The organism is Kitasatospora sp. NPDC127111, assembly GCF_042677465.1.
In the GTDB taxonomy this organism is placed as follows: domain Bacteria; phylum Actinomycetota; class Actinomycetes; order Streptomycetales; family Streptomycetaceae; genus Kitasatospora.
Genome location: NZ_JBHXTG010000008.1, coordinates 57,073 through 76,402, shown reverse-complemented (window position 1 = coordinate 76,402; position 19,330 = coordinate 57,073). Strand labels below are relative to the sequence as shown.

The 19,330-nt window shown below is 74.1% G+C and carries 14 protein-coding genes, 1 tRNA gene and 1 riboswitch; of the genes, 3 read left to right on the top strand and 12 right to left on the bottom strand.

The features are described 5' to 3' along the window. Positions 1–129: 129 nt before the first annotated feature. The gene (locus tag ACFVHB_RS07625; RefSeq protein ID WP_380316909.1) at positions 130–1,962 is read right to left on the bottom strand and encodes a DEAD/DEAH box helicase; all 1,833 of its coding nucleotides are present in this window, start codon (positions 1,960–1,962) and stop codon (positions 130–132) included. Between the two features lie 331 nt (positions 1,963–2,293). On the opposite strand from ACFVHB_RS07625, the gene ACFVHB_RS07620 reads away from it, so the two are divergent. After that, entirely contained in the window at positions 2,294–2,731 is a 438-nt protein-coding gene (locus ACFVHB_RS07620; RefSeq protein WP_380316650.1) for an SsgA family sporulation/cell division regulator, read from the top strand. A 14-nt stretch (positions 2,732–2,745) separates the two neighbouring features. Here the strand turns inward: ACFVHB_RS07620 and ACFVHB_RS07615 are convergent, their stop codons facing one another. The 3 genes from ACFVHB_RS07615 to ACFVHB_RS07605 all read right to left on the bottom strand — a co-directional run bounded on the left by ACFVHB_RS07615 (position 2,746) and on the right by ACFVHB_RS07605 (position 7,300). Next, positions 2,746–5,220: a phosphatidylglycerol lysyltransferase domain-containing protein gene (locus tag ACFVHB_RS07615; RefSeq protein WP_380316647.1), complete on the bottom strand. Its 2,475-nt coding sequence runs from the start codon at positions 5,218–5,220 to the stop codon at positions 2,746–2,748. 110 nt (positions 5,221–5,330) lie between these two features. Then, positions 5,331–6,659, bottom strand: coding sequence for an alpha/beta hydrolase (locus ACFVHB_RS07610; RefSeq protein ID WP_380316644.1), 1,329 nt, complete (start codon positions 6,657–6,659; stop codon positions 5,331–5,333). Further along, a complete protein-coding gene (locus ACFVHB_RS07605) occupies positions 6,656–7,300 on the bottom strand; it encodes a class F sortase (protein ID WP_380316642.1) in 645 nt (214 codons plus the stop codon). The genes ACFVHB_RS07610 and ACFVHB_RS07605 overlap by 4 nt, the downstream gene beginning before the upstream one ends. Before the next feature lie 431 nt (positions 7,301–7,731). On the opposite strand from ACFVHB_RS07605, the gene ACFVHB_RS07600 reads away from it, so the two are divergent. After that, on the top strand, positions 7,732–9,078 hold the full coding sequence (locus ACFVHB_RS07600) for a hypothetical protein (protein WP_380316639.1): 1,347 nt from the start codon (positions 7,732–7,734) through the stop codon (positions 9,076–9,078). 3 nt (positions 9,079–9,081) lie between these two features. Here ACFVHB_RS07600 and ACFVHB_RS07595 read toward each other — a convergent pair whose 3' ends face one another. Together ACFVHB_RS07595 and ACFVHB_RS07590 are read right to left on the bottom strand one after the other, a co-directional pair. Further along, the gene (locus ACFVHB_RS07595; protein WP_380316636.1) at positions 9,082–10,518 is read right to left on the bottom strand and encodes an MFS transporter; all 1,437 of its coding nucleotides are present in this window, start codon (positions 10,516–10,518) and stop codon (positions 9,082–9,084) included. A 92-nt stretch (positions 10,519–10,610) separates the two neighbouring features. Further along, the gene (locus tag ACFVHB_RS07590) at positions 10,611–10,925 is read right to left on the bottom strand and encodes a DMT family transporter (protein ID WP_380316633.1); all 315 of its coding nucleotides are present in this window, start codon (positions 10,923–10,925) and stop codon (positions 10,611–10,613) included. 44 nt (positions 10,926–10,969) lie between these two features. Next, positions 10,970–11,036, bottom strand: a riboswitch (guanidine-III (ykkC-III) riboswitch). 141 nt (positions 11,037–11,177) lie between these two features. Here ACFVHB_RS07590 and ACFVHB_RS07585 point away from each other — a divergent pair. After that, positions 11,178–11,249 (top strand) — tRNA-Cys (locus ACFVHB_RS07585). A 195-nt stretch (positions 11,250–11,444) separates the two neighbouring features. Here ACFVHB_RS07585 and ACFVHB_RS07580 read toward each other — a convergent pair. The 6 genes from ACFVHB_RS07580 to ACFVHB_RS07555 all read right to left on the bottom strand — a co-directional run bounded on the left by ACFVHB_RS07580 (position 11,445) and on the right by ACFVHB_RS07555 (position 19,068). After that, positions 11,445–13,772 (bottom strand): xanthine dehydrogenase family protein molybdopterin-binding subunit, encoded by a 2,328-nt coding sequence (locus tag ACFVHB_RS07580; RefSeq protein WP_380316630.1) that lies wholly within the window; start codon positions 13,770–13,772, stop codon positions 11,445–11,447. After that, entirely contained in the window at positions 13,769–15,178 is a 1,410-nt protein-coding gene (locus ACFVHB_RS07575) for a 2Fe-2S iron-sulfur cluster-binding protein (RefSeq protein WP_380316627.1), read from the bottom strand. The genes ACFVHB_RS07580 and ACFVHB_RS07575 overlap by 4 nt, the downstream gene beginning before the upstream one ends. Next, positions 15,175–16,041, bottom strand: coding sequence for an FAD binding domain-containing protein (locus ACFVHB_RS07570; protein ID WP_380316906.1), 867 nt, complete (start codon positions 16,039–16,041; stop codon positions 15,175–15,177). The genes ACFVHB_RS07575 and ACFVHB_RS07570 overlap by 4 nt, the downstream gene beginning before the upstream one ends. A 360-nt stretch (positions 16,042–16,401) precedes the next feature. Then, complete coding sequence (locus ACFVHB_RS07565) at positions 16,402–18,012, bottom strand: beta-N-acetylhexosaminidase (protein ID WP_380316624.1); 1,611 nt, start codon at positions 18,010–18,012, stop codon at positions 16,402–16,404. A gap of 132 nt (positions 18,013–18,144) precedes the next feature. Continuing rightward, entirely contained in the window at positions 18,145–18,420 is a 276-nt protein-coding gene (locus tag ACFVHB_RS07560; RefSeq protein WP_329929182.1) for a DUF3039 domain-containing protein, read from the bottom strand. Between the two features lie 63 nt (positions 18,421–18,483). Then, positions 18,484–19,068, bottom strand: a complete 585-nt coding sequence (locus tag ACFVHB_RS07555) for a YqgE/AlgH family protein (protein WP_380316621.1) — start codon at positions 19,066–19,068, stop codon at positions 18,484–18,486. Positions 19,069–19,330 lie beyond the last annotated feature (262 nt).

Below are 19,330 nucleotides of genomic sequence, written 5' to 3'. Positions count from 1 at the left end.
ACGGCCCGGAGGCGGCACAGCACGCGGAAGACTAGCGGATGATCACACCGGCTGTCTCCACATATCCTTCGCGTATACCTGAACGTCACATGACCCTATGGGTATGACCGGTTTACCGCTGAGGGACCGTTACTTCGCCCATTCCCGGATTCGGGCGATCCGCGCCTTCAATTGATTGGCCGTGGCCTGCGCGGTGAGCGGACCGCCGCACTGACGGCGCAGCTCGTTGTGAATGGTGCCGTGCGGCTGGCTGGTCCGGTGGTGCCAGGCCGCCACCAACGCGTTCAACTCCTTGCGCAGCTCGCGCAGTTCCTGGTGCGTCACGACCGGCCGCTGCTCGGCCGGCAGCTCCAGCAGGTCGGCCTCCTCGGCCGGCTTGCCCTTGCTGCGCTGGATCTGGCGGTGCTGGCGCTTCTGCAGCAGCATCTGCACCTGGTCCGGCTCCAGCAGGCCCGGGATGCCGAGGTAGTCCTCCTCCTCCTCGCTGCCCGGATGCGCCTGCATGCCGAACTCCATGGCGTTGTACAGCACCCGGTCGAAGACCGCGTCGGAGCCGATCGCCTCGTAGGAGAACTCCTCGCCCCCGGCGCCGTCCGGGCCGTCGTTGGCGCGCTCGGCCTCGGCGAGCAGCCGGTCCTCCTCGTCGAAGAGGCCCTCGCCCTCCTTCTTCGGCCGGTCCAGCACGTGGTCGCGCTGGAGCTCCATCTCGTTGGCGAAGCCCAGCAGCATCGGGATGGTCGGCAGGAAGACCGAGGCCGTCTCGCCGCGCTTGCGGGCGCGCACGAAGCGCCCGACGGCCTGGGCGAAGAACAGCGGGGTGGAGATCGAGGTCGCGTACACGCCCACGCACAGGCGCGGCACGTCGACGCCCTCGGACACCATGCGGACCGCGACCATCCAACGGGAGGTCCCGGCCGAGTAGTCGGAGATCCGCTTGGACGCCTCGGCCTCGTCGGAGAGGACCAGGGTGACCTTCTCGCCGCTGATCTCGCGCAGCATCTTGGCGTACGCGCGGGCCACCGTCTGGTCGGTGGCGATCACCAGGCCGCCGGCGTCCGGGATCGCCTTGCGGACCTCGGTGAGGCGGCGGTCGGCGGCCTGCAGCACGCTCGGGATCCACTCGCCCTGCGGGGCCAGCGCGGTGCGCCAGGCCTGGGCGATCAGGTCCTTGGTCATCGGCTCGCCGAGCCGCGCCTCCAGCTCGTCGCCGGACTTGGTCCGCCACCGCATGTTGCCGCTGTAGGAGAGGAAGATCACCGGCCGGACGACGTGGTCGGCCAGCGCGTGCCCGTAGCCGTAGGTGTAGTCGGCCACCGACTTGCGGATGCCGTCGCTGCCCGCCTCGTACTGGACGAACGGGATCGGGTTGGTGTCGGAGCGGAACGGCGTCCCGGTCAGCGCCAGCCGGCGGGCGGCCGGCTCGAAGGCCTCGAAACAGGCCTCGCCCCAGGACTTCGAGTCACCGGCGTGGTGGATCTCGTCCATGATGACCAGCGTCTTGCGCGCCTCGGTCCGGTTGCGGTGCAGCATCGGGTTCACGCCGACGCCCGCGTAGGTGACCACGATGCCGTGGTACTCCCGGGAGAGCGGCCCGGAGGAGTACGCCGGGTCCAGCTTGATGCCTATCCGGGCGGCGGCCTCGGCCCACTGCTTCTTCAGGTGCTCGGTCGGGGCGACGACGGTGACCTGCTGCACCAGGTGGTTGTGCAGCAGGTACGAGGCCAGCGTCAGCGCGAAGGTGGTCTTACCGGCGCCCGGGGTGGCGACCGCGAGGAAGTCCCGCGGCTGGTTCTCGATGTACTTGTCCAGCGCACCCTGCTGCCAGGCCCGCAGCTTCCCGGCGGTGCCCCAGGGGGCACGGCCGGGGAAGGCCGGCGACAGGTGGTGCGAGGCGGCGGGCGACGCGTGGCCCGCGGCCCGGACGGGCGCGTGCGGCTCCTGCACGTCGGAGAAGAGCGGCATCGAGGAGGCGGCGGCAGTACTCACGGTCTCCGAGGGGGATCGTCGCAGGTCAGAGGCGGTTTCGCGGCTCCAGCCCACGGTCGGGGGGCAATCGGGCAACCCGCCCAGCGTACCGGTCCGGCGCCGGACGGGCGGCCAGGCCGGGCCCGCGCGCGGCTCCCCGCGGCCGGAAACGGATGTGACGTGGATCACGGCGACCGCTTCGGGGAAAGCGCGTAATCGCGACCACCCCATCGACTCTCACCAGGGTGAGGCCGCCCCACCCTCCACTGCCGTCACCCCGGCCTCACCGCACCGAGAAGACCCCACAGCACCGAGAAGGAAACGCGCCGTGCACGCCACCGTCGAAGAGACCGTCCAGGCCCGCCTGATCCTCACCACCCACCGCTCCGCCGCGCTGCGGGTCACCCTGTCCTACGGCCCGGAGGACCCGCTCGCGGTCCGGATGGCCTTCCCCGCCGAGTTCTCGCTCGACGAGCCGGACGACGGCCGGGGCCCGGAGGGCGGCCGGGACATCGTCTGGGTCTTCGCCCGCCAGCTGCTCACGGCCGGCCTGGAGCTGCCCGCCGGCGTCGGCGACGTCCACGTCCGGCCCGCGGCCGGCCGGCGCACCATGGTCGAGCTGCGCGCGCCCGAGGGCACCGCGCTGGTCCAGTTCGACAGCGCCGACCTGCGGCGCTTCCTGTGGCGCACCCGGATGGTCGTCCCCGAGGGCGAGGAGCACCTGCACCTGGACGCCGACCGGGCCCTCGCCGAGCTGCTGGGGTGAGGGACCGCCCGGCCTCAGGAGGACAGCCGGCGCATCAGGCGGACGCCCTGGGCCGCCGTCAGGTGCGGCAGGTACGCCTTGCCGATCGCCCGGGTGATGCTGGGCAGCGCCGCCGGGTCCGGGTACGCCATGTACAGCGGCCGGTACTCCGGCTGGAACTTCGCCTTGAACGCGAGCAGCGAGCGGAACCCGTACACCGGCTCCAGCACCCGGCCCATCCAGTCGAGCATCCGCTGCAGGCCGGTGGGTGCCGCGTTCTGCCCGGACCGGGCCAGCGGCGCGCCGGAGAGCGAGAGGAAGCGCGCCCCCTCCTCCTTGAAGCCGAGGGCGGCCGAGGCGATCAGGAACTCCGTCACCCCGCGGAAGCCGTCCGAGCGCCGGCGCATGAAGTCCAGCGTCCAGCCGACCGGCACGCCGTTCTCGTACACCGGCATCCAGCTGGTCAGCCCGTGCACCCGGCGCTCGCCGTCGACCGCGATCAGCAGCCGGACGGCCGGGTCGTCCAGCTCCTCCAGGCCGCCGAGGGTGAAGCCCATTTCGGGCAGGCCCTTCTCGGAGACCCACTCCTCCGAGATCGAGCGGATCTGGTCGCGCAGTGCGAGCGGCGCGTCGTGGTAGGACCACCACTCGGCGGTGATGCCCTGCTTGCCGGCCTTGTTCAGGGCGGTCCGGATGTCCTGCCACTTGCGGCCGGTGAAGGCCAGCTCGGGCAGCGCGACCACGGTGTCCTCGGCGACCTGCAGCGAGCGCCAGCCGAGCTGTCCGGCGGCGGCCCTGGTCTCCGGGGTGACGCTGTAGAAGCACGGCGTCCAGCCGCGGGCGTCGCAGTACCGGGCGAAGCCGGCCACCGCCCGGCGGCGGGCCTCCGGTTCGCCGAACGGGTCGCCCGTGGTGAGCGCCACGGTGGAGAGCACCCGGTAGGCGACGGCGGCCCGGCCCTCCTCGTCGAACCAGTAGTGGTTGCCGTCCCAGGTGGTGATGAAGGAGAGCGTCCCGCCGCCGTGCGACGTGAGCAGCGCCCGGGCGCGGGCCGCGTCCTCGGCGTCCGCGTGCACCACGGGCCGGCGGAAGGTCAGCAGCAGGGCGGTCAGCGCGACCGCCCAGAAGGCCAGCCCGCAGTACGTCTCCAGGAACCGGGCGAACGGTCCGACGGCGACCGGGTAGTCGGGCAGCAGGTCGTTGTAGGCGGGCGGCAGGAACTGGGCGGGCAGCCCGGCGAGCATGCCGCGGAAGGTCGCCCCCGGCTCGAACTGGCCGGCCGCCAGCACGCCGAGCCCGGCGTACGCGGCGGAGGCGGCCAGCATGGTGCCGCCGAGCAGTCCGGCGAGCCGGCCGAGCACCGCGGCGGGCAGCCGCAGGCGGAACCGCTGCCGGGTGGCCACCAGCAGGCCGGTGGTGAGCAGCGGCAGCAGCAGCGCCTCGACGAAGTACTGCAGCACGTCCCCCTCACCGGCGCCGGTCTCGGTGAACAGCCAGAGCAGCAGCGCGGCCCAGAGCAGCTCGGTGGCGACGGTGATCCGCCAGGCGAGCCGCAGGCCGCGCCGCAGCCCCTCGGCGAGCACCAGCAGCAGCGCCGGGAAGAGCGCGGCCATCAGCCGGGCCGGGGTGTCGAAGATCCGCTCGACGGCGTGCGCGCGGGCGCAGTCGTGGGCGGAGAGCGCGCAGAACTCGGCGACCTCGTCGGGGCTGAGCCGGTGGGAGAAGTACAGCTCGGAGAAGGTGTTGAACGGCCCGGTGGCGTTGTCGTACAGCGAGGCGATCAGCGGCCCGAGGGCGGCGGCCACCAGGCAGAGCGCGATCAGCACCCGGGTCTCGGTGTGCGAGGAACGGTGCCCGCGCGGCTGGCCGCGGCGGCGCGCCAGCAGGGCGCCCACGCCGAGGCCGAGCAGGGCGCCGGAGAACCGCTGGACGCTCTGCAGGTGCCCGACGTACAGCGTCATCACCAGCGGGACGAGCACCACCAGCAGGTGCAGCCGGCGCCGCCAGAGCACGGTGAGCCGGTAGCCGAGCACCCCGGCCAGCGCGAACAGGCCGGTGACCGGGCCGGTGGCGGTCTGGCCGGCGACGGCGGCCGTCCACTGCTCGCCGGCCCGGGAGCCGAGCGCGACCAGGCCGGTGCCGAGCAGGGTGCCCAGCACCTGGCCGGCGACCAGCACGCCGAGCGTCCGCGCCCAGCCGAACCGGTGCTCGGCGGCCGGGCAGACCAGGATCAGCAGCAGGGTGGTGAACACGTACGAGCCCGGGCCGGGGCACCAGAACAGCGAGGTGACCGGCGTCCACCAGTGCCCCGCGGCGAGGGTGGGCAGGCCGATGCCGACCTTCGCCAGCAGTTCCCGGGAGGGGCCGTGGGCCAGGCTGCCGCCGGCCCCGCCGACCGCCCAGAGGACGGCGAGCAGGGTGAGCGTCAGCGGCGCGGCCCGCAGCCGGGCGGCGAGCCCGGTGGCGGCCGGCCGGCCGGGCAGCGGTCCCGGTTCGGGGGCGTCGTGCACCGGACCGGGGCCACGGCCCGGCATCGGTACGGTGGGCTCGCGCCGCCCGGTGGACCGGAGGACCGGCTCACGCCGCTCGCCGGTCCGGGCGGGAGCCGGGCTGAGCCGGATCACCGCACCAACCCCGTCTGTTGGGCCAGCCAGGGCAGCTGGTCGACGATGCCCGGCCGGAAGACCACCCAGCCGTGCCCGCCCGGCATCAGGTCGAGCTTGGCCTTCATCCCGGCGGCGAGCACCGCCTGGTAGACCTTCTCCTGCTGCGGCCGGAACTCGTTGTCGGTGCGGCCGACGACGATGGCCGCCGCCGTGTCCGGGAAGCGCTTGCGCGCCATCACCTGCAGCGGGTCCACCGCGTTGAACTTCGCCTCATCGCCGCCGAAGGCCGCCGCGACGGTCTGCGCACGCGTACCCAAGGTGGGCTCCTCCTGGCCGGACATGTCGAGGAACGACCCGTAGACGTCGGGGGCGTTGACCGCGAGCTGGAGCGCGCAAGTGCCGCCCATCGAGGCGCCCGCGATCGACCAGGAGCCGCGCCCCTTGGCGGCCTGGAGGTTCTTGTGCACCCAGTCCGGCACGTCCTGGGCCAGGTAGGTCTGCACGTTGGCGATCTTCGAGTCCAGGCAGAGCGTGTTGTTCCAGATGGAGCCGAGCTGGTCGGGCATGACCACGATCGGCGCCAGGCCGTTGTGCTGGGCGGCGAAGGCGTCGAGCGCCTCGTTGACCTGGCCGCCGAGCACCCAGTCCCCGGGGTTCCCGGGCTGCCCGGTGACGAGCACCACCACCGGCAGCAGCGGCCGGGGGCTGGCCTGGTAGGCGGGCGGCAGGTAGACGTAGGCGTCGCGGGCCTTGAAGCCGGACTTGGTGCCCGGGATCGGGGTGATGGAGACCGTGCCCTTCTCGGGAAGCCCGGGCGGGGCCTGCCACACCTCCTCGAGCACCTTGCCGGGCGGCGGGCTGACCGTCTTGGCGTCCTTGGCGGTGGTCAGCTCCTGGGTCTTGGAGAGCCAGGGCGCCAGCATCACCCGGCCGCTCGGGTACTGGCCGAAGCCCCGGTTGACCTGCGACGAGGCCATCAGCAGCACCAGTGCCCCGCCGACCACGGCCAGCACCTTGCGCCGGCGGGCCGTTCCGGGCATCCGGAAGCCCGCCAGGCACAGGCCGAGCAACGCGACGGCTATCCACCAGGTGACGTACCGGGGCAGCCCCTCCGGGAAGGGGTGCCACCAGTCGTCGACGACCGTGTCCAGCAGGAGGCTGAGCGCCGCGGCGCTCAGCAGCGCGGCCGGGAGCCGACGACGCCACCAGGTGCGGCTCCGGGCCGCCGCGGCGAGCACGAGCAGCGAACCCCAGCCGGCGGCGAGCACGGCGTGCGGGATCGGGCCGTGCGTCAGCGGCCAGTCGATCGGGTTCCAGGTCAGGGCAAGGGAGACGGAGGTCATGCGTTCTTCCCCGGCCGGGTGGTGTCGGCCAGGAAGCCGTAGGCGACCACGTTCCCCTGGTAGCCGTTCTCCTCGCTGTACCCGCCGCCGCAGGTGATCACCCGGAGCTGGGCGTCGGCGGCCTGGCGGTACACCCGGTCGTCCGGGAAGTCCTTTCGGTCGTGCACTTCGATGGCGTAGAGCTGGTAGACGGCGGTGGCGCCGTCCTCGCGGGCGATCTCGATCCGATCGCCGCGATGCAGGGCCCCCAGATGATAGAAGACGGCCGGTCCGTTCCGGTTGTCGACGTGGCCGGCGATGATCGCGGTGCCGCGCTGCCCGGGGGTGGCTCCGCCGCGGTACCAGCCGGCCAGGTTCGGGTCGCTCTCCGGGGGTGTCTGGAGGTGGCCCTGGCCGTCCAGGCCGAGGCTGGTGACGGGCGCGTCGAGCTTCACGGCGGGGATCCTGATCCGGGTCGGGGCGGAGGGTCCCAGCGGGGGGACGACGGAGACCGGGGCGAAGCCGGAGAGGGCCTGCCCGGCGGCCGGGGCCGGGGGCAGTTCGAGCTTGCCCCCCTGGTTCAGCAGCCAGGCACCGAGGACGAGCGCGGCGCCGACCGCCAGGGTGCCCGGCCATGGGCTCCTGCTCTGCTGGGCGCCCACCCGGCGCTCCCCTCTGCTGACATCGTGATCGTTCCTGGGAGTTTCCTGGGAACAATTCAACCGGATCGGACCTTAGGGCACATCCATACGATGGTCGTACTGGGACCCGCCGATCGGCAGGGCCGCGGGTCCGGGACGTGCTCCGAGTAGGTCGGTGACCACTCAGAGAGAGCAGTGCCCCCGAACGGTCACCCAGGTGGCGTCCGCATGAGCATCGACAATCTCGGACGCCAGTCCGGTTGCACCAATCGGGCGATCGATTCCGACCATCCGTGGTTCATCACTGACCGATCATGCCCACATGCCATGCTGACCCCGTTCACAGGTCTATCACCGCACTTGTCCGACCGGACGTGCGCCCGCATCCTCCCATCCGGACCCGTCGTCCGCGTGTCCGCAGGGCTTCCGCACGCTTCACGAACGGAGTGACCATGGACGCTCTCTCCCGCCGCACCCTACTGGCCGCCGGTGCCGCGACCGCAGCCACCCTGGCGGCCGGCTGCGGCGGAAACGGCGGCGCCGGCGGCGGGCAGGCGGCGGCGCCGGCCCCGGTACCGGCCGACCGGGCGGCGGACCGGGACGCACCGGGATCCGCCGTCCCGAAGCCCCCCGCCACCCTGATCGGCGACGGCTCCACCTCGGACACCGGCCCGCAGCCCCACCAGCCCACCGCGGAGCCGCTGAAGTTCGGCGAGCGCCCTCCGCAGTTCGTGGTCTTCTCCTGGGACGGCGCCGGAGAGCTGGACAACGGCCTGTTCGGGCGGTTCCGCCGGCTCGCGCGGGAGCACAACGCGTCGATGACCTTCTTCCTGAGCGGCCTCTACCTGCTGCCCGAGTCCAAGAAGGACCTCTACCGCCCGCCGCAGCACAAGACCGGCGCCTCGGACATCGGCTACCTGAGCGACCAGCACATCCACGACACGCTGCGGAACCTGCACGCGGCCTGGCTGGAGGGGCACGAGATCGGCACCCACTTCAACGGGCACTTCTGCGGCGCCACCGGCGTCGGCAGGTGGTCGCCGGAGGAGTGGGACAGCGAGATCGAGCAGGCGATGGACTTCGTCATGAACTGGCGGACCAACACCGGCTTCACCGACCTGCCGGCGCTGCCCTTCGACTACCGCAAGGAGCTGATCGGCAGCCGCACCCCCTGCCTGGAGGGCCAGCGCAACCTGCTGCCGGCCGCCGCCAGGCGCGGCTGGCGGTACGACAGCAGCGGCAGCGGCACCCAGGTCTGGCCGCAGAAGATCCAGGGCGGCGCGCTCTGGGACCTCCCGCTGCAGTCCATCCCCTTCCCCGGGCACACCTTCCAGGTGCTGTCGATGGACTACAACATCATGTTCAACCAGTCCGGCAGCAACACCAAGGCCGACCCCGCCCTCCACCCCGCGTACCAGGCGCAGGCCCGGGACGCCTACCTGATGGGCTTCGAGCGGGCGTACACCACCAACCGGGCGCCGTACATCATCGGCAACCACTTCGAGCAGTGGAACGGCGGCATCTACATGAACGCCGTCGAGGACGCGCTCAAGGCCATCGCCGGGCGGCCCGAGGTCCGGCTGGTCTCCTTCCGCCAGTTGGTGAACTGGCTGGACGCCCAGGACCCGGCGGTGCTGCGCAAACTCCAGGGCCTCGCCCCCGGACAGGCCCCGGCCGGGGGCTGGGAGACCTTCCTCGGCGCCCCCGCGCCGGCCGCCGCCGGCTCCGCCCCGGCCTCCCCCGGCGTCCCGGTTCCCGGGGCCCCGGCCGCTCCCGGGGTCCCCGCCGGGGGCAAGTGACCGTCAGCCCTTCCGCACCCGGCCGGCCACCAGCGCGCCCAGCAGCGCCACCCCGGTCATCGTCAGGAAGATCACCCCGAACGCGCCGGCCGAGCCGGTCCCCTCGACGCCCTCGTGGGCGGCGGTCAGCGTGCCGCCGCCCAGCGCCGAGAACAGCACCCCCGCGAGGCCGACCAGCAGCACGTTGCCGAGCGCGTCGCTCATCTGCAGCGAGGCCGAGTTGGCCCCGGCGTCCTCCGGCGCCGACAGCTTCATCATCAGCACGCTGATGCTCGCCACCGTCAGCCCCATGCCGATCCCGCCCACGCCCCAGGCCACCGCCGCCACCCAGGCCGGCACGGCCGGGACCAGCACCAGGGCCGCGCCCGCGATCGCCACCGCGGTGAGCACGAAACCGCCCCGGATCATCGCCTCCCGGTAGCGCTCCGCGCCCGGCCGCCCCTGCAGCCAGGAACCCAGCGCCCAGGAGAGGCCGCCGCTGGTCAGCGTCAGCCCGGCCAGCGTCGGTGAGAGGTCCCGCTGGGTCACCATCATCAGCGGGATGAACGCCTCGGCCGCGAAGAACGCCCCCGCCGCCACCCCGCGCAGCAGGATCACCGTCGGCAGCCCGCGCCCGGCCCGCAGCGTCCCGGCGGGCAGCAGCCCCAGCACGGCGGGCAGCAGCAGCGCCGCCCCGGCCACCGCCGGGAGCAGCCCGATCACGTCCAGCCGCTGGCCGGCGTACTGCAGCAGGCCAGCGCCGAGCGCGGCCATCGCGGCCAGCAGGGTGCGGCGGCGGTCGAAGTCCGCGCCCTTCGGCACCGGCTGCTCCCTCTCGGAACGGCGCAGTGCCGGGCCCATCACCGCCAGCGGCAGCACGATCAGCGCCGGGACGGCGAGGAAGACCCAGCGCCAGCCCAGGTGCTGGGTGACGGCGCCGGACACCACCGGGCCGATGATCGAGGGCAGCACCCAGGCCGAGGAGAAGGCCGCGAAGACGGCCGGCCGCAGCCGCTCGGGGTAGGCCCGGCCGACCACCACGTACAGGGCGACGATCACCAGCCCGCCGCCCAGGCCCTGGATCGCCCGGCCCGCGACGAAGACCCACATCCCGGGCGCCGTGCCGGCCACCACCAGGCCCGCGCCGAACACAGCGATGCCGGTGAACAGCGGCTGCAGCGGGCCCCGCCGGTCGCACCACTGTCCGGAGACGACCAGCGCGAACAGCGTGGTGGTGAAGTAGCCGGAGAACGCGAAGGCGTAGAGCCCCAGCCCGTCCAGCTGGCGGGCGGCCACCGGCATCGCGGTGTTGACGGCGGTCGCCTCGAAGGCGAGCAACAGGACCACGGAGACGATCCCCAGCGTCAGCGCCCGGTAGCGGCCACTGAGCACCCCTCCGGAGTCGGTCGGGTCGGGGGGTGTCGGGGCGGCGTCGACCGAGGTGGGGGAGGCAGTGGTCATACGTAACATCGTAAGACCCGTCTGCTTGGATGACCCCTGACCAATGAAGGTGGCCGCCTCGTCCGGAGGACCTGGGGCCCGAGGCCGGTGGATCAGTGCAGCGCCTTGAGGCCCACCACGCCGGAGACGATCAGCAGCAGGCAGCCGATCCGGGCCGCGGTGGCGGCGTCCCCGAGCACCGCCATGCCGTACAGGGCGGTGCCGACCGCGCCGATGCCGACCCAGACCGCGTAGCCGGTGCCGATCGGGATGGAGCGCATCGCGTACGCCAGTCCGCCCATGCTCAGCGCCAGCGCGACGCCGAAGACGAGGGTGGGGACGAGCCGGGAGAAGCCCTTGGACGACTCCAGGGCCACCGCCCACACGGTCTCCAGGACACCGGAAACGATCAGAACGAGCCACGCCATGGCGACGACACCTCCGCAGTCAGCAGCGGCCGGGTTGCCGCTGTGCTGCGCCGTCTTGTCGTCACCGGGTACGACGCGCTCGTCCGGGGCGGCCGGGGAAACGGCCACCTGCTCCCGACGGTAGCACGAGTTGCCATACAGAATTTACAAAGGAATGTTGACGGCCCCTCGCGGATTCCGAGAAGATGAATTCACCGGCCCCCGCCGGAGCAACACCGGAATCACGCACAACAATCGAAACAGCAGTGCCCTGGCCGTGTGCCCGAGTGGTTGAGGGAACCGCCTGCAAAGCGGTTTACACGGGTTCGATTCCCGTCATGGCCTCCGTGGAACGAATTGCCGGTCGGCGCGGACTCCGCCGACCGGCAATTCTTCGTGCCGTTCTTCCGCACTTTCCCGCGCCTTTCCCGCGCCTTTCCCGCCCAAGGAATTCGGCGCTGGACCGGCTCCGGGCCGGCCCGGAGACACGGGTCGGCCGGTGACCGCGGGACCGGCTCCGGGGCGGCCCGGAGCCGCCGGTCAGCCGGTGACCGCGTCCTCGGGCCGGATGGGGAGCCGGCCGACCGGGAGGCCGGTGGCGGCCCGGACGGCGGCGGCGACGGCGGCCGGGGCCACCACCGCGGGGACGGCACTGACCGCCTTGGCGCCGAAGGTGGCGACCACGTCGCGCTCCTCCAGCAGGGCGGCGATCCGCACCTCGGGGGTGTCCAGGGCGGTCGGCAGCCGGTAGCCGGTGAGCGAGGGGTTGACCAGCAGGCCGCCCTCGGTCCGCAGGTCCTCCAGCAGGGCCAGGCCGACCCCCTGGGCGACGCCCGCCTCGATCCGGTCCTCGATCTGGCGCGGGTTGAGCGCCCGGCCGACGTCCTGCGCCACGGTCACGTCCACCACGCGGACCGCGCCGAGCTCGATGTCCACGTCCACCACCGCCCGCATCGCGCAGAACGCGATCGAGACGAAGGCGTCCCCCTGCCCGGCCTCGTCCAGCGGCTCGGTCGGGTGCGGACGGCACTGCGCGGTGGCCCAGAGCTCCTTGCCCTCCAGCGCCTCGGCGACCGGCATGCCGAGCACGCCGTCATAGGAGGTGATCTTGCCGTCGGCGATCTGCAGCAGCTCCACCGACATCCCGAAGTTGGCGGCGATCGGCTGCAGCAGCTGGTGGCGGACCATCAGCGCGGCCCGCTCGACCGCGCCGCCGGAGACCCAGGTGTGCCGACCGCGGGCGGACGGCCCGGCGATCGACTGGTCGCTGTCCGCGGGTGCGATGTACACCTCGCTGACGCCCAGCACCGACTGCACGATCTGCCGGGCGAGGGTGGCGAAGCCCTGCCCGGAGTCGACGGCCGCGCAGATCACCGTGGCGTGGTCGCCGCTGACCCGCACCGTCGCCGTGGAGACCTCGTCCTCGCCCTCGGCGCCCAGCATGTGCACCATGCCGACCGCGTAGCCGATGCCGCGCCGCACCGCCGCCGGGTCGCCGGCGCCGCCGGGCCCGCCCGGCAGCAGCCACTCGGCGTCCGGGTCGTCCACCGGCAGCGCGGGCAGCGGCTCCGAGGAGACGGCCTCCAGCAGCGCGGCCACCGGGGCCGGGCAGGTGACGGCCTGTCCGGTGGGCATCGGGTCGCCGGTCGCCATCGCGTTGCGGCGGCGGATCTCCACCGGGTCCACGCCGACCCGGGCGGCCAGCTGGTCCAGCTGCGACTCGTGCGCGAAGCAGGCCTGCAGGGCCCCCTCGCCGCGCATCCGGCCGGCCGGCGGGTTGTTGGTGCGCACCGCCCAGGCGTCCACGAAGACGTTGGGGCAGTTGTACGGGCCGACCGAGAACGCGGTGGCGGCGGCCAGCGCCTCGGCCGAGACGTCCGCGTAGGCGCCGCCGTCCAGCAGGATCTGCGCCTCGACCTTGACCAGCCGGCCCTCGGCGTCGGCGTGGTGGCGGTAGCGCAGCAGCGCCGGGTGGCGGGAGGTGTGGGTGTGGAAGGACTCCTCGCGGGTGAGGGTCATCTTCACCGGGCGGCCGGTGCGCAGCGCGAGCAGCGCCAGGGTGACCTGGAAGGAGAGGTCCTCGCGGTCGGTGGTGGCGCCGGGCACGCCGGTGACCACCAGCCGGACCCGGTCCGGCTCCAGGCCCAGGCAGGCGGCGGTGCGGTCGCGGTCACCGTGCGGGTCGGTGGACGACAGGTGCAGCTCGACGCCGCCGTCCGGGCGCGGCACGGCCAGGCCCGCCTCGGCGCCGAGCGGCGCCGGGTCCTGCCGGCCGACCTGGTAGAGGCCCTCGACGACGATCTCGCCGACCGCCTCCGGGTCCCCGGTGCGCAGCGGCAGGTGCCGGAACAGGTTGCCGTCCGGGTGCAGCGCCGGGGCGGTGAAGGCCTGCTCCGGGTCGGTGACGGCCTCCAGCGGCTCGTAGTCGACGGTGATCAGGCCGACCGCGAGGCGGGCGGTGTCCGGGTGGTCGGCGGCGACGGCGGCGACCGGCTCGCCGTGGTGGCGGACCACGCCGGCGGCCAGCACCGGCCGGTCGGCGACGATCGGGCCGGCCGGCGCGCCGTCGGGGCTGCCGTCCGGGCCGGCCGGCAGGTCGGCGGCGGTGACCACGGCGTGCACGCCGGGCAGGGCCAGCGCGGCCGAGGTGTCGATGCTCCTGATCCGGGCGTGCGGGTGCGGCGAGCGCAGCACCGCGCCCCAGAGCAGGCCCTCGGCCCAGAGGTCGGCGGCGTACGGGTAGATGCCGAGCGCCTTGGGCAGGGCATCGCTGCGCAGCGGCGAGCTGCCGAGCCCGAACGGCTCCGGTGCGCCGCCCTCGTCGCCGTCCTGCTGGGGTGCTGCGCCGATGTCGGTAGGCGACGTCATGATGCGTGGTCGTCCTCGGGGAGCCGGATGCCGTGGGCGGGGGTGGCGCCGTACGGGACGCCGGCGGGGGCGGTGCCCTCGGCCGGGACGCCGTGCGGGGGCGTGGGGACGTACGGCGTGCCGTGCGCGGGCGTGCCGTCGAAGCCGGTGGCGGGGGCCTGCTCGTAGACCGGCCCGTCGTAGCCGCCGGCGGCGTCGTAGCCGGTCTGCTGCGAGTAGCCGCCGTCCGGGTAGCCGCCCGGCGGGTAGGTGCCGTGCGGCGGGGTCGCCGGGTACTGCTGCTGCTCGGGGTAGCCGGCCTGCGGGTAGTAGCCCTGGCCGTCGGCGGCCTGCGCGGGGACGCCCTGGACCTGCGGCAGCACACCGGTGTCGAAGGCCCCGGCGGGGAACGTCCCGGTGTCGAAGGCGCCGGCGGGGAACGTCCCGGTGTCGTAGACGCCCGTGTCGTAGCCGCCCTGGCCGTCGGGGGTGCCGTACTGCATGCCGACCCCGACGCCGGTGCCGGCCGTGGTCGGGATCTCCTCCACGGGCTGGTGCCCGGCGAACGGCTGCTCGGCGTAGGGCTGGCCGGCGTAGGGCTGCTCGGCGAACGACTGCTCCACGACCGGCTGTTCGACGGGGACCTGCTCGGCGAACGGCTGCTCGGTGTAGGGCTGCTCGGCGGCGGCCGGCTGCTCGACGGGCGGCTGCGGGACGTGCTCGATCCAGGCGTCCTCGTCGGTGTACACCGGCGGGTCGGCCGGCTGCTCGGGCTCCTCCGCGGCGGCCGCGGCCGCCGCGGCCGCGCCGGCGGCGGCCGCGTCGGCGGCGGCCGCGTCGGCGGTCTCCGCGGCGAGCGCCTCCTCCGCCTCCTCGGCCTCCAGCGCGCGCGCGTCGGCGACGCTCTGGACCGCGGCGAGCACGCCCCGGTAGCCGGTGCAGCGGCAGAGGTTGCCGCAGAGCGCCTGCCGGGCCTCGACCTCGGTGGGCCGGTGGTTGCGCTGGAGCAGGTCGTGCACGGCCATCGCCATGCCGGGCGTGCAGTAGCCGCACTGCACCGCGCCGGACTCGGCCAGCGCCTGCTGGACGTCGCTGGCGCCGCCGCCGGCCGACAGCCCCTCGACGGTGTTGATCTCGCTGTCCTGCGCGAGGGCGGCGGGCACCAGACAGCCGGCCACCAGCTGTCCGTCCACCTGCACCGAGCAGGCGCCGCACTCGCCCTGTTCGCAGCCGTCCTTGGCGCCGGCCAGGCCGAGCCGCTCGCGCAGCACGTAGAGCAGGCTCTCACCGATCCAGGCGTCGGTGACGGGCCGTTCGAAACCGTTGACCCGCAACGTGTACGAGGTGCAGGGCCGCAGCTCCCGGCTGACCTGCGGCGCGTGGTCGAACGCGCCGGCGTCGAGGGTTTCGATGGGGTCAGTGGTCACTTCAGCGCCCTTCCCAGTGCCCGGCGGGCCAGCACCGATACGGTACGCCGTAGCCGAACGGCGGCCGCGGTCGGCCCCTCGGTCACGGCCTCCCAGGCGCCCTCGGCGCCGTAGCTGTCCGGTACGCAGGCGGCGGCCACGTACTCGCCGAAGGCGGCCGTCGCGGCGGGGTCGATCTCGCGGCTGCCGTCCCAGTCGATGCAGCCGGCCACCCAGGCCTCGGCCTCCAGCGGCCGCAGCGGGACCGGGGCGACGGCGCCGACCGCGCAGCGCACGGCGCGCCGGGCCGGGTCGAGGACGAGTGCGACGGAGGCGGTGGCGCGGGCCGGGCCGCTGCGGCCGGTGGCCTTGAGGAAGACCTGCGGGGCGTGCAGCAGCGGAACGCGGACCCAGGTGAGCAGCTCGCCGGGGCGCAGCGGGTCGAGGCCGGTGAGCAGGTGGCTGACCGGGACCTCGCGGCTGGCGCCGGCCCGGGCGAGGGTGACGGTGGCCTCCAGGGCGGTGAGCACCGGGAGGGTGTCGCCGGCCGGGGCGGCGGTGGCGATGTTGCCGCCGAGGGTGCCGACGTTGCGCACCTGCGGGGGTCCGGCGGTGCGGGCGGCGTCGGCGAGGGCGGGGATGAGCGCGGCGAAGTCGGGCCGGTCCATCCGGGCGTGGGTGAGGCCCGCGCCGAGGACGGCGGTGCCGCCGTCCTCGTAGCGCCAGCCGCGCAGTTCGGTGATCCGGCCGAGGCCGATCAGGGCGGCGGGGCGCAGCCGTCCGGCGTTGACGGCCTCCATCAGGTCGGTGGCGCCGGCCACCGGCACCGCGGCCGGGTGGGAGGCCAGCGCGTCGACGGCCTCGTCGAGGGAGGCCGGCAGCATGATCGTCCGGTTCACCTGGGTCCCACCGTGCTCCACTTGCTCATCGATCGCCTGCCGCCCGCGGCCCTCGGCCGGGGTGTCCGCGTCGGCAGCCCGGCCTGGCCCGTAGGGTACGGGCGATCGGGCCGGGTTGGGCAACTCTGGCACACAATGCTCGATGATCATTTCGGGACGGGCGAACGGAACTGCCCGATTGGGACGGATACCGGGCGGTATCTGCTCCGGTCCGGGCCGGACCGGAGCAGATGTTCATCTGTTCTTGACGTCCGACGACCACTCAGAAGTTCCCACGTGACCCTCGGGGCCCAGCCGCCCGACCTCCGCCGCACCTCCGCCGGCCACTCCGCCGGACCGCCGGCCTCAGACCACCGGCGGCGGGCCGTCGATCGGCCGGCCGGCGACACCGGGCCGGCGTTGCCAGGGGTGCGGACCGCCGTCCGGCCGGTACTCGACGCCGAGCGCGTCCAGCACCGCCAGGTGCCCCCGGAGCCGCCGCTCGAAGCCGGCGTAGTCGCGCGCGGCCGGGTCGGCGGGCAGCGCGGACCAGGCGACCTCCGCGAAGGCCGCGAGCCGGGGGAAGGCCCGGTAGTCGACGTCCCGGGCGCTGTCCGCGAACTCGCTCCACAGGTTGGCCTGGGTGCCGATCACCCGCCGGGCCGCGGCCTCGTCCAGCCCCGCCGGGACCGGCTCGAAGCGGTACACGTCCTCCAGCGTGCGGACGAAGCCGACCGGGATCGGCTCGTCCTCGCCCGGGGCCTGCCGGTGGTCCAGGTAGACGTGCTGCTCGGGGCACATCACCACGTCGTGCCCGGCCCGCGCGGCCGCGATCCCGCCCGCGTAGCCGCGCCAGGACGACACGGCGGCGCCGGGAGCGAGCCCGCCCTCCAGGATCTCGTCCCAGCCGATCAGCCGGCGCCCGCGCTCGGCCAGCCAGCGGTCGAAGTGGCGGATGACGTGGCTCTGCAGCTCGTCCTCGTTGGCGAGGCCGAGCTCGCGGATCCGGGCCTGGGCGGCGGCGCTGTCCTTCCACTGCTCCTTGGGGCACTCGTCGCCGCCGAGGTGGACGAACTCGGAGGGGAACAGCTCCAGCACCTCCTCCAGCACGCCCTCGAAGAAGCGCAGGGTGCCCTCGGAGGGGTTGAGCACGTTGTGGCTGACGCCCCAGTCGGTCCAGACGCCGAGCGCCGCGGTGTCCACCACGTCGGTGTTGCCGAGCTCCGGGTAGGCGGCGATGGCCGCCTGCGAGTGGCCCGGCAGGTCGATCTCCGGGACGACGGTGACCGCCCGCTCGGCGGCGTAGGCGACGATCTCGCGCAGGTCGTCCTGGGTGTAGAAGCCGCCGTGCGGGCGGTCGTCGCGACGCTGGGCCGCCCGGTAGCCGACCATCGAGCGCTCCCGCCAGGAGGCCCGCTCGGTGAGCCTCGGGTAGCGCTTGATCTCCACCCGCCAGCCCTGGTCGTCGGTCAGGTGCAGGTGCAGCACGTTGAGCTTGTGCGCGGAGAGCTGGTCGACGAAGCGCAGCACGTCGGACTTGGGCAGGAAGTGCCGGGCGACGTCCAGCAGCGCGCCGCGCCAGGCGAACCGGGGGGCGTCCGCGATGTCGGTGCCCGGCAGCACCCAGCCGCCGTCGCGCAGCGGGGCCCGGCGGTAGGCGTCCGGGCCGAGCAGCCGGCGCAGCGTCTGGGCGCCCCAGAGCGCACCGGCCGGGCCGCCGGCGGTGATCACGGCGCGGCCGGGGCGCACCGAGAGCCGGTACGCCTCACCGGCCAGCGATCCGTCGTGGACCAGTTCGACGCCCTCACCGGCCCGGCCGGGGGCGAGCGGGAGTCCGGTCGCGGCGGTCAGCGCGGTCCGCAGCCACCGCTCGGCGCCGGCCAGGCCGGGCGGGGCGGTGAGGGTGGTGCGGCGGTCGAGGGGGAAGTCCTGGCCCTGGAGGCGGACGGAGCTCAAGGGGGCGGGAATGAGGTCCATTCCGCCATCCTGGCCCGCACCGCCTCGATTGGCATAGACCATTCGGCGAACGGGTCACCATGCGGGACGGCCCGCGCGGCAGGGCCCGCGCAGCGCGGCCGGCGCGGGGCGACCCGGCGCCGGACGGCCGGCCTACTTGTCGTCGTCGCCGCCCTGCGGCTTGCCGATGCCGTCGTAGATCTCCTTGCACATCGGGCAGACCGGGTACTTCTTCGGGTCGCGCCCGGGCACCCACACCTTGCCGCAGAGCGCGACCACGGGGGATCCGGAGAGCGCGCTCTCCATGATCTTGTCCTTCTGGACGTAGTGCGCGAAGCGCTCGTGGTCGCCGTCCCCGTTGGACACCTGCGGGACGGGCTCGACCAGGGTGCCGGTGCCGAGGCCGCGCTCGGGCTCAAGAGTGCTCATGGGTGCCAAGTCTATGGGGGCCCCGGGAAACCGGGCCAGTGTCGCGCCCGCGGGGCTCGCACGTCAGTTCAGCGTCGGGTCGTCCGGGTACGTCGCGAGCAGGGCCAGCGGGCCGCGCTGGCGGCGCAGCACCGAGCGCCAGAGCCGCTCCGGCTCGGGGCTGGAGATGTCACCGGGCTCGCAGTCCACCAGGTACCAGGCGCCGGAGCCGATCTCCGACTCCAGCTGGCCCGGCGACCAGCCGGCGTACCCGGCGAAGATCCGCAAGCCGCCGAGCTCCCCGGCCAGCACCTCCGGCGGGGCCTCCAGGTCGACCAGCCCGATCGCGCCGTGCACCCGCCGCCAGCCGAGCGGCTCGACGGTGCCCGGCTCCCCCGGGGCCACGGCCAGGCCGAGTGCCGAGTCCAGCGCCACCGGGCCGCCCTGGAACACCACGGCGGGCGGCCCGACCAGCCGGCCCCAGCCGTCCAGCACGCTGCCCACCTCGACCGGCGTCGGTCTGTTCAGGACGACACCGAGCGCCCCCTCGGCGTCGTGGTCGAGGAGGAGCACCACCGCCCGCGCGAAGTTCGGGTCGGTGAGCACGGGGGTCGCGACGAGCAAACGGCCGGTGTGGGACCGGCCTCCGTGCGAATGGGCCGCCGTCATGCCTCACATGATCCCGCAGAACCCCCGGGGGCGGACACCGCAACACGAAGGCCGCCCGGACGGCCGCCGCCGCGCCCCGCGAACACCCGTACGGACGCACCGGCGGGCGGGACACCACCCCGAGAGAGCACCATCACGGGAGAGGCTCACGGGAACCACCGGGACGCCCACTACCATCTACTGATGGTGGACGCCCTTATGCGGTGCCGACTCGGTCACGCCGGGGGCCCGAACGCGCCCGTACGACCGGCCCACCGCCCGG

Excerpts from the sequence above, each read along its gene's own strand:
- ACFVHB_RS07570 (WP_380316906.1), bottom strand. The coding sequence starts at position 16,041 with ATGCTGCCGGCCTCCCTCGACGAGGCCGTCGACGCGCTGGCCTCCCAC.
- ACFVHB_RS07580 (WP_380316630.1), bottom strand. The coding sequence starts at position 13,772 with ATGACGTCGCCTACCGACATCGGCGCAGCACCCCAGCAGGACGGCGAC.
- ACFVHB_RS07560 (WP_329929182.1), bottom strand. The coding sequence starts at position 18,420 with ATGAGCACTCTTGAGCCCGAGCGCGGCCTCGGCACCGGCACCCTGGTC.
- ACFVHB_RS07595 (WP_380316636.1), bottom strand. The coding sequence starts at position 10,518 with ATGACCACTGCCTCCCCCACCTCGGTCGACGCCGCCCCGACACCCCCC.
- ACFVHB_RS07565 (WP_380316624.1), bottom strand. The coding sequence starts at position 18,012 with ATGGACCTCATTCCCGCCCCCTTGAGCTCCGTCCGCCTCCAGGGCCAG.
- ACFVHB_RS07555 (WP_380316621.1), bottom strand. The coding sequence starts at position 19,068 with ATGACGGCGGCCCATTCGCACGGAGGCCGGTCCCACACCGGCCGTTTG.
- ACFVHB_RS07590 (WP_380316633.1), bottom strand. The coding sequence starts at position 10,925 with ATGGCGTGGCTCGTTCTGATCGTTTCCGGTGTCCTGGAGACCGTGTGG.
- ACFVHB_RS07610 (WP_380316644.1), bottom strand. The coding sequence starts at position 6,659 with ATGACCTCCGTCTCCCTTGCCCTGACCTGGAACCCGATCGACTGGCCG.
- ACFVHB_RS07600 (WP_380316639.1), top strand. The coding sequence starts at position 7,732 with ATGGACGCTCTCTCCCGCCGCACCCTACTGGCCGCCGGTGCCGCGACC.
- ACFVHB_RS07625 (WP_380316909.1), bottom strand. The coding sequence starts at position 1,962 with ATGCCGCTCTTCTCCGACGTGCAGGAGCCGCACGCGCCCGTCCGGGCC.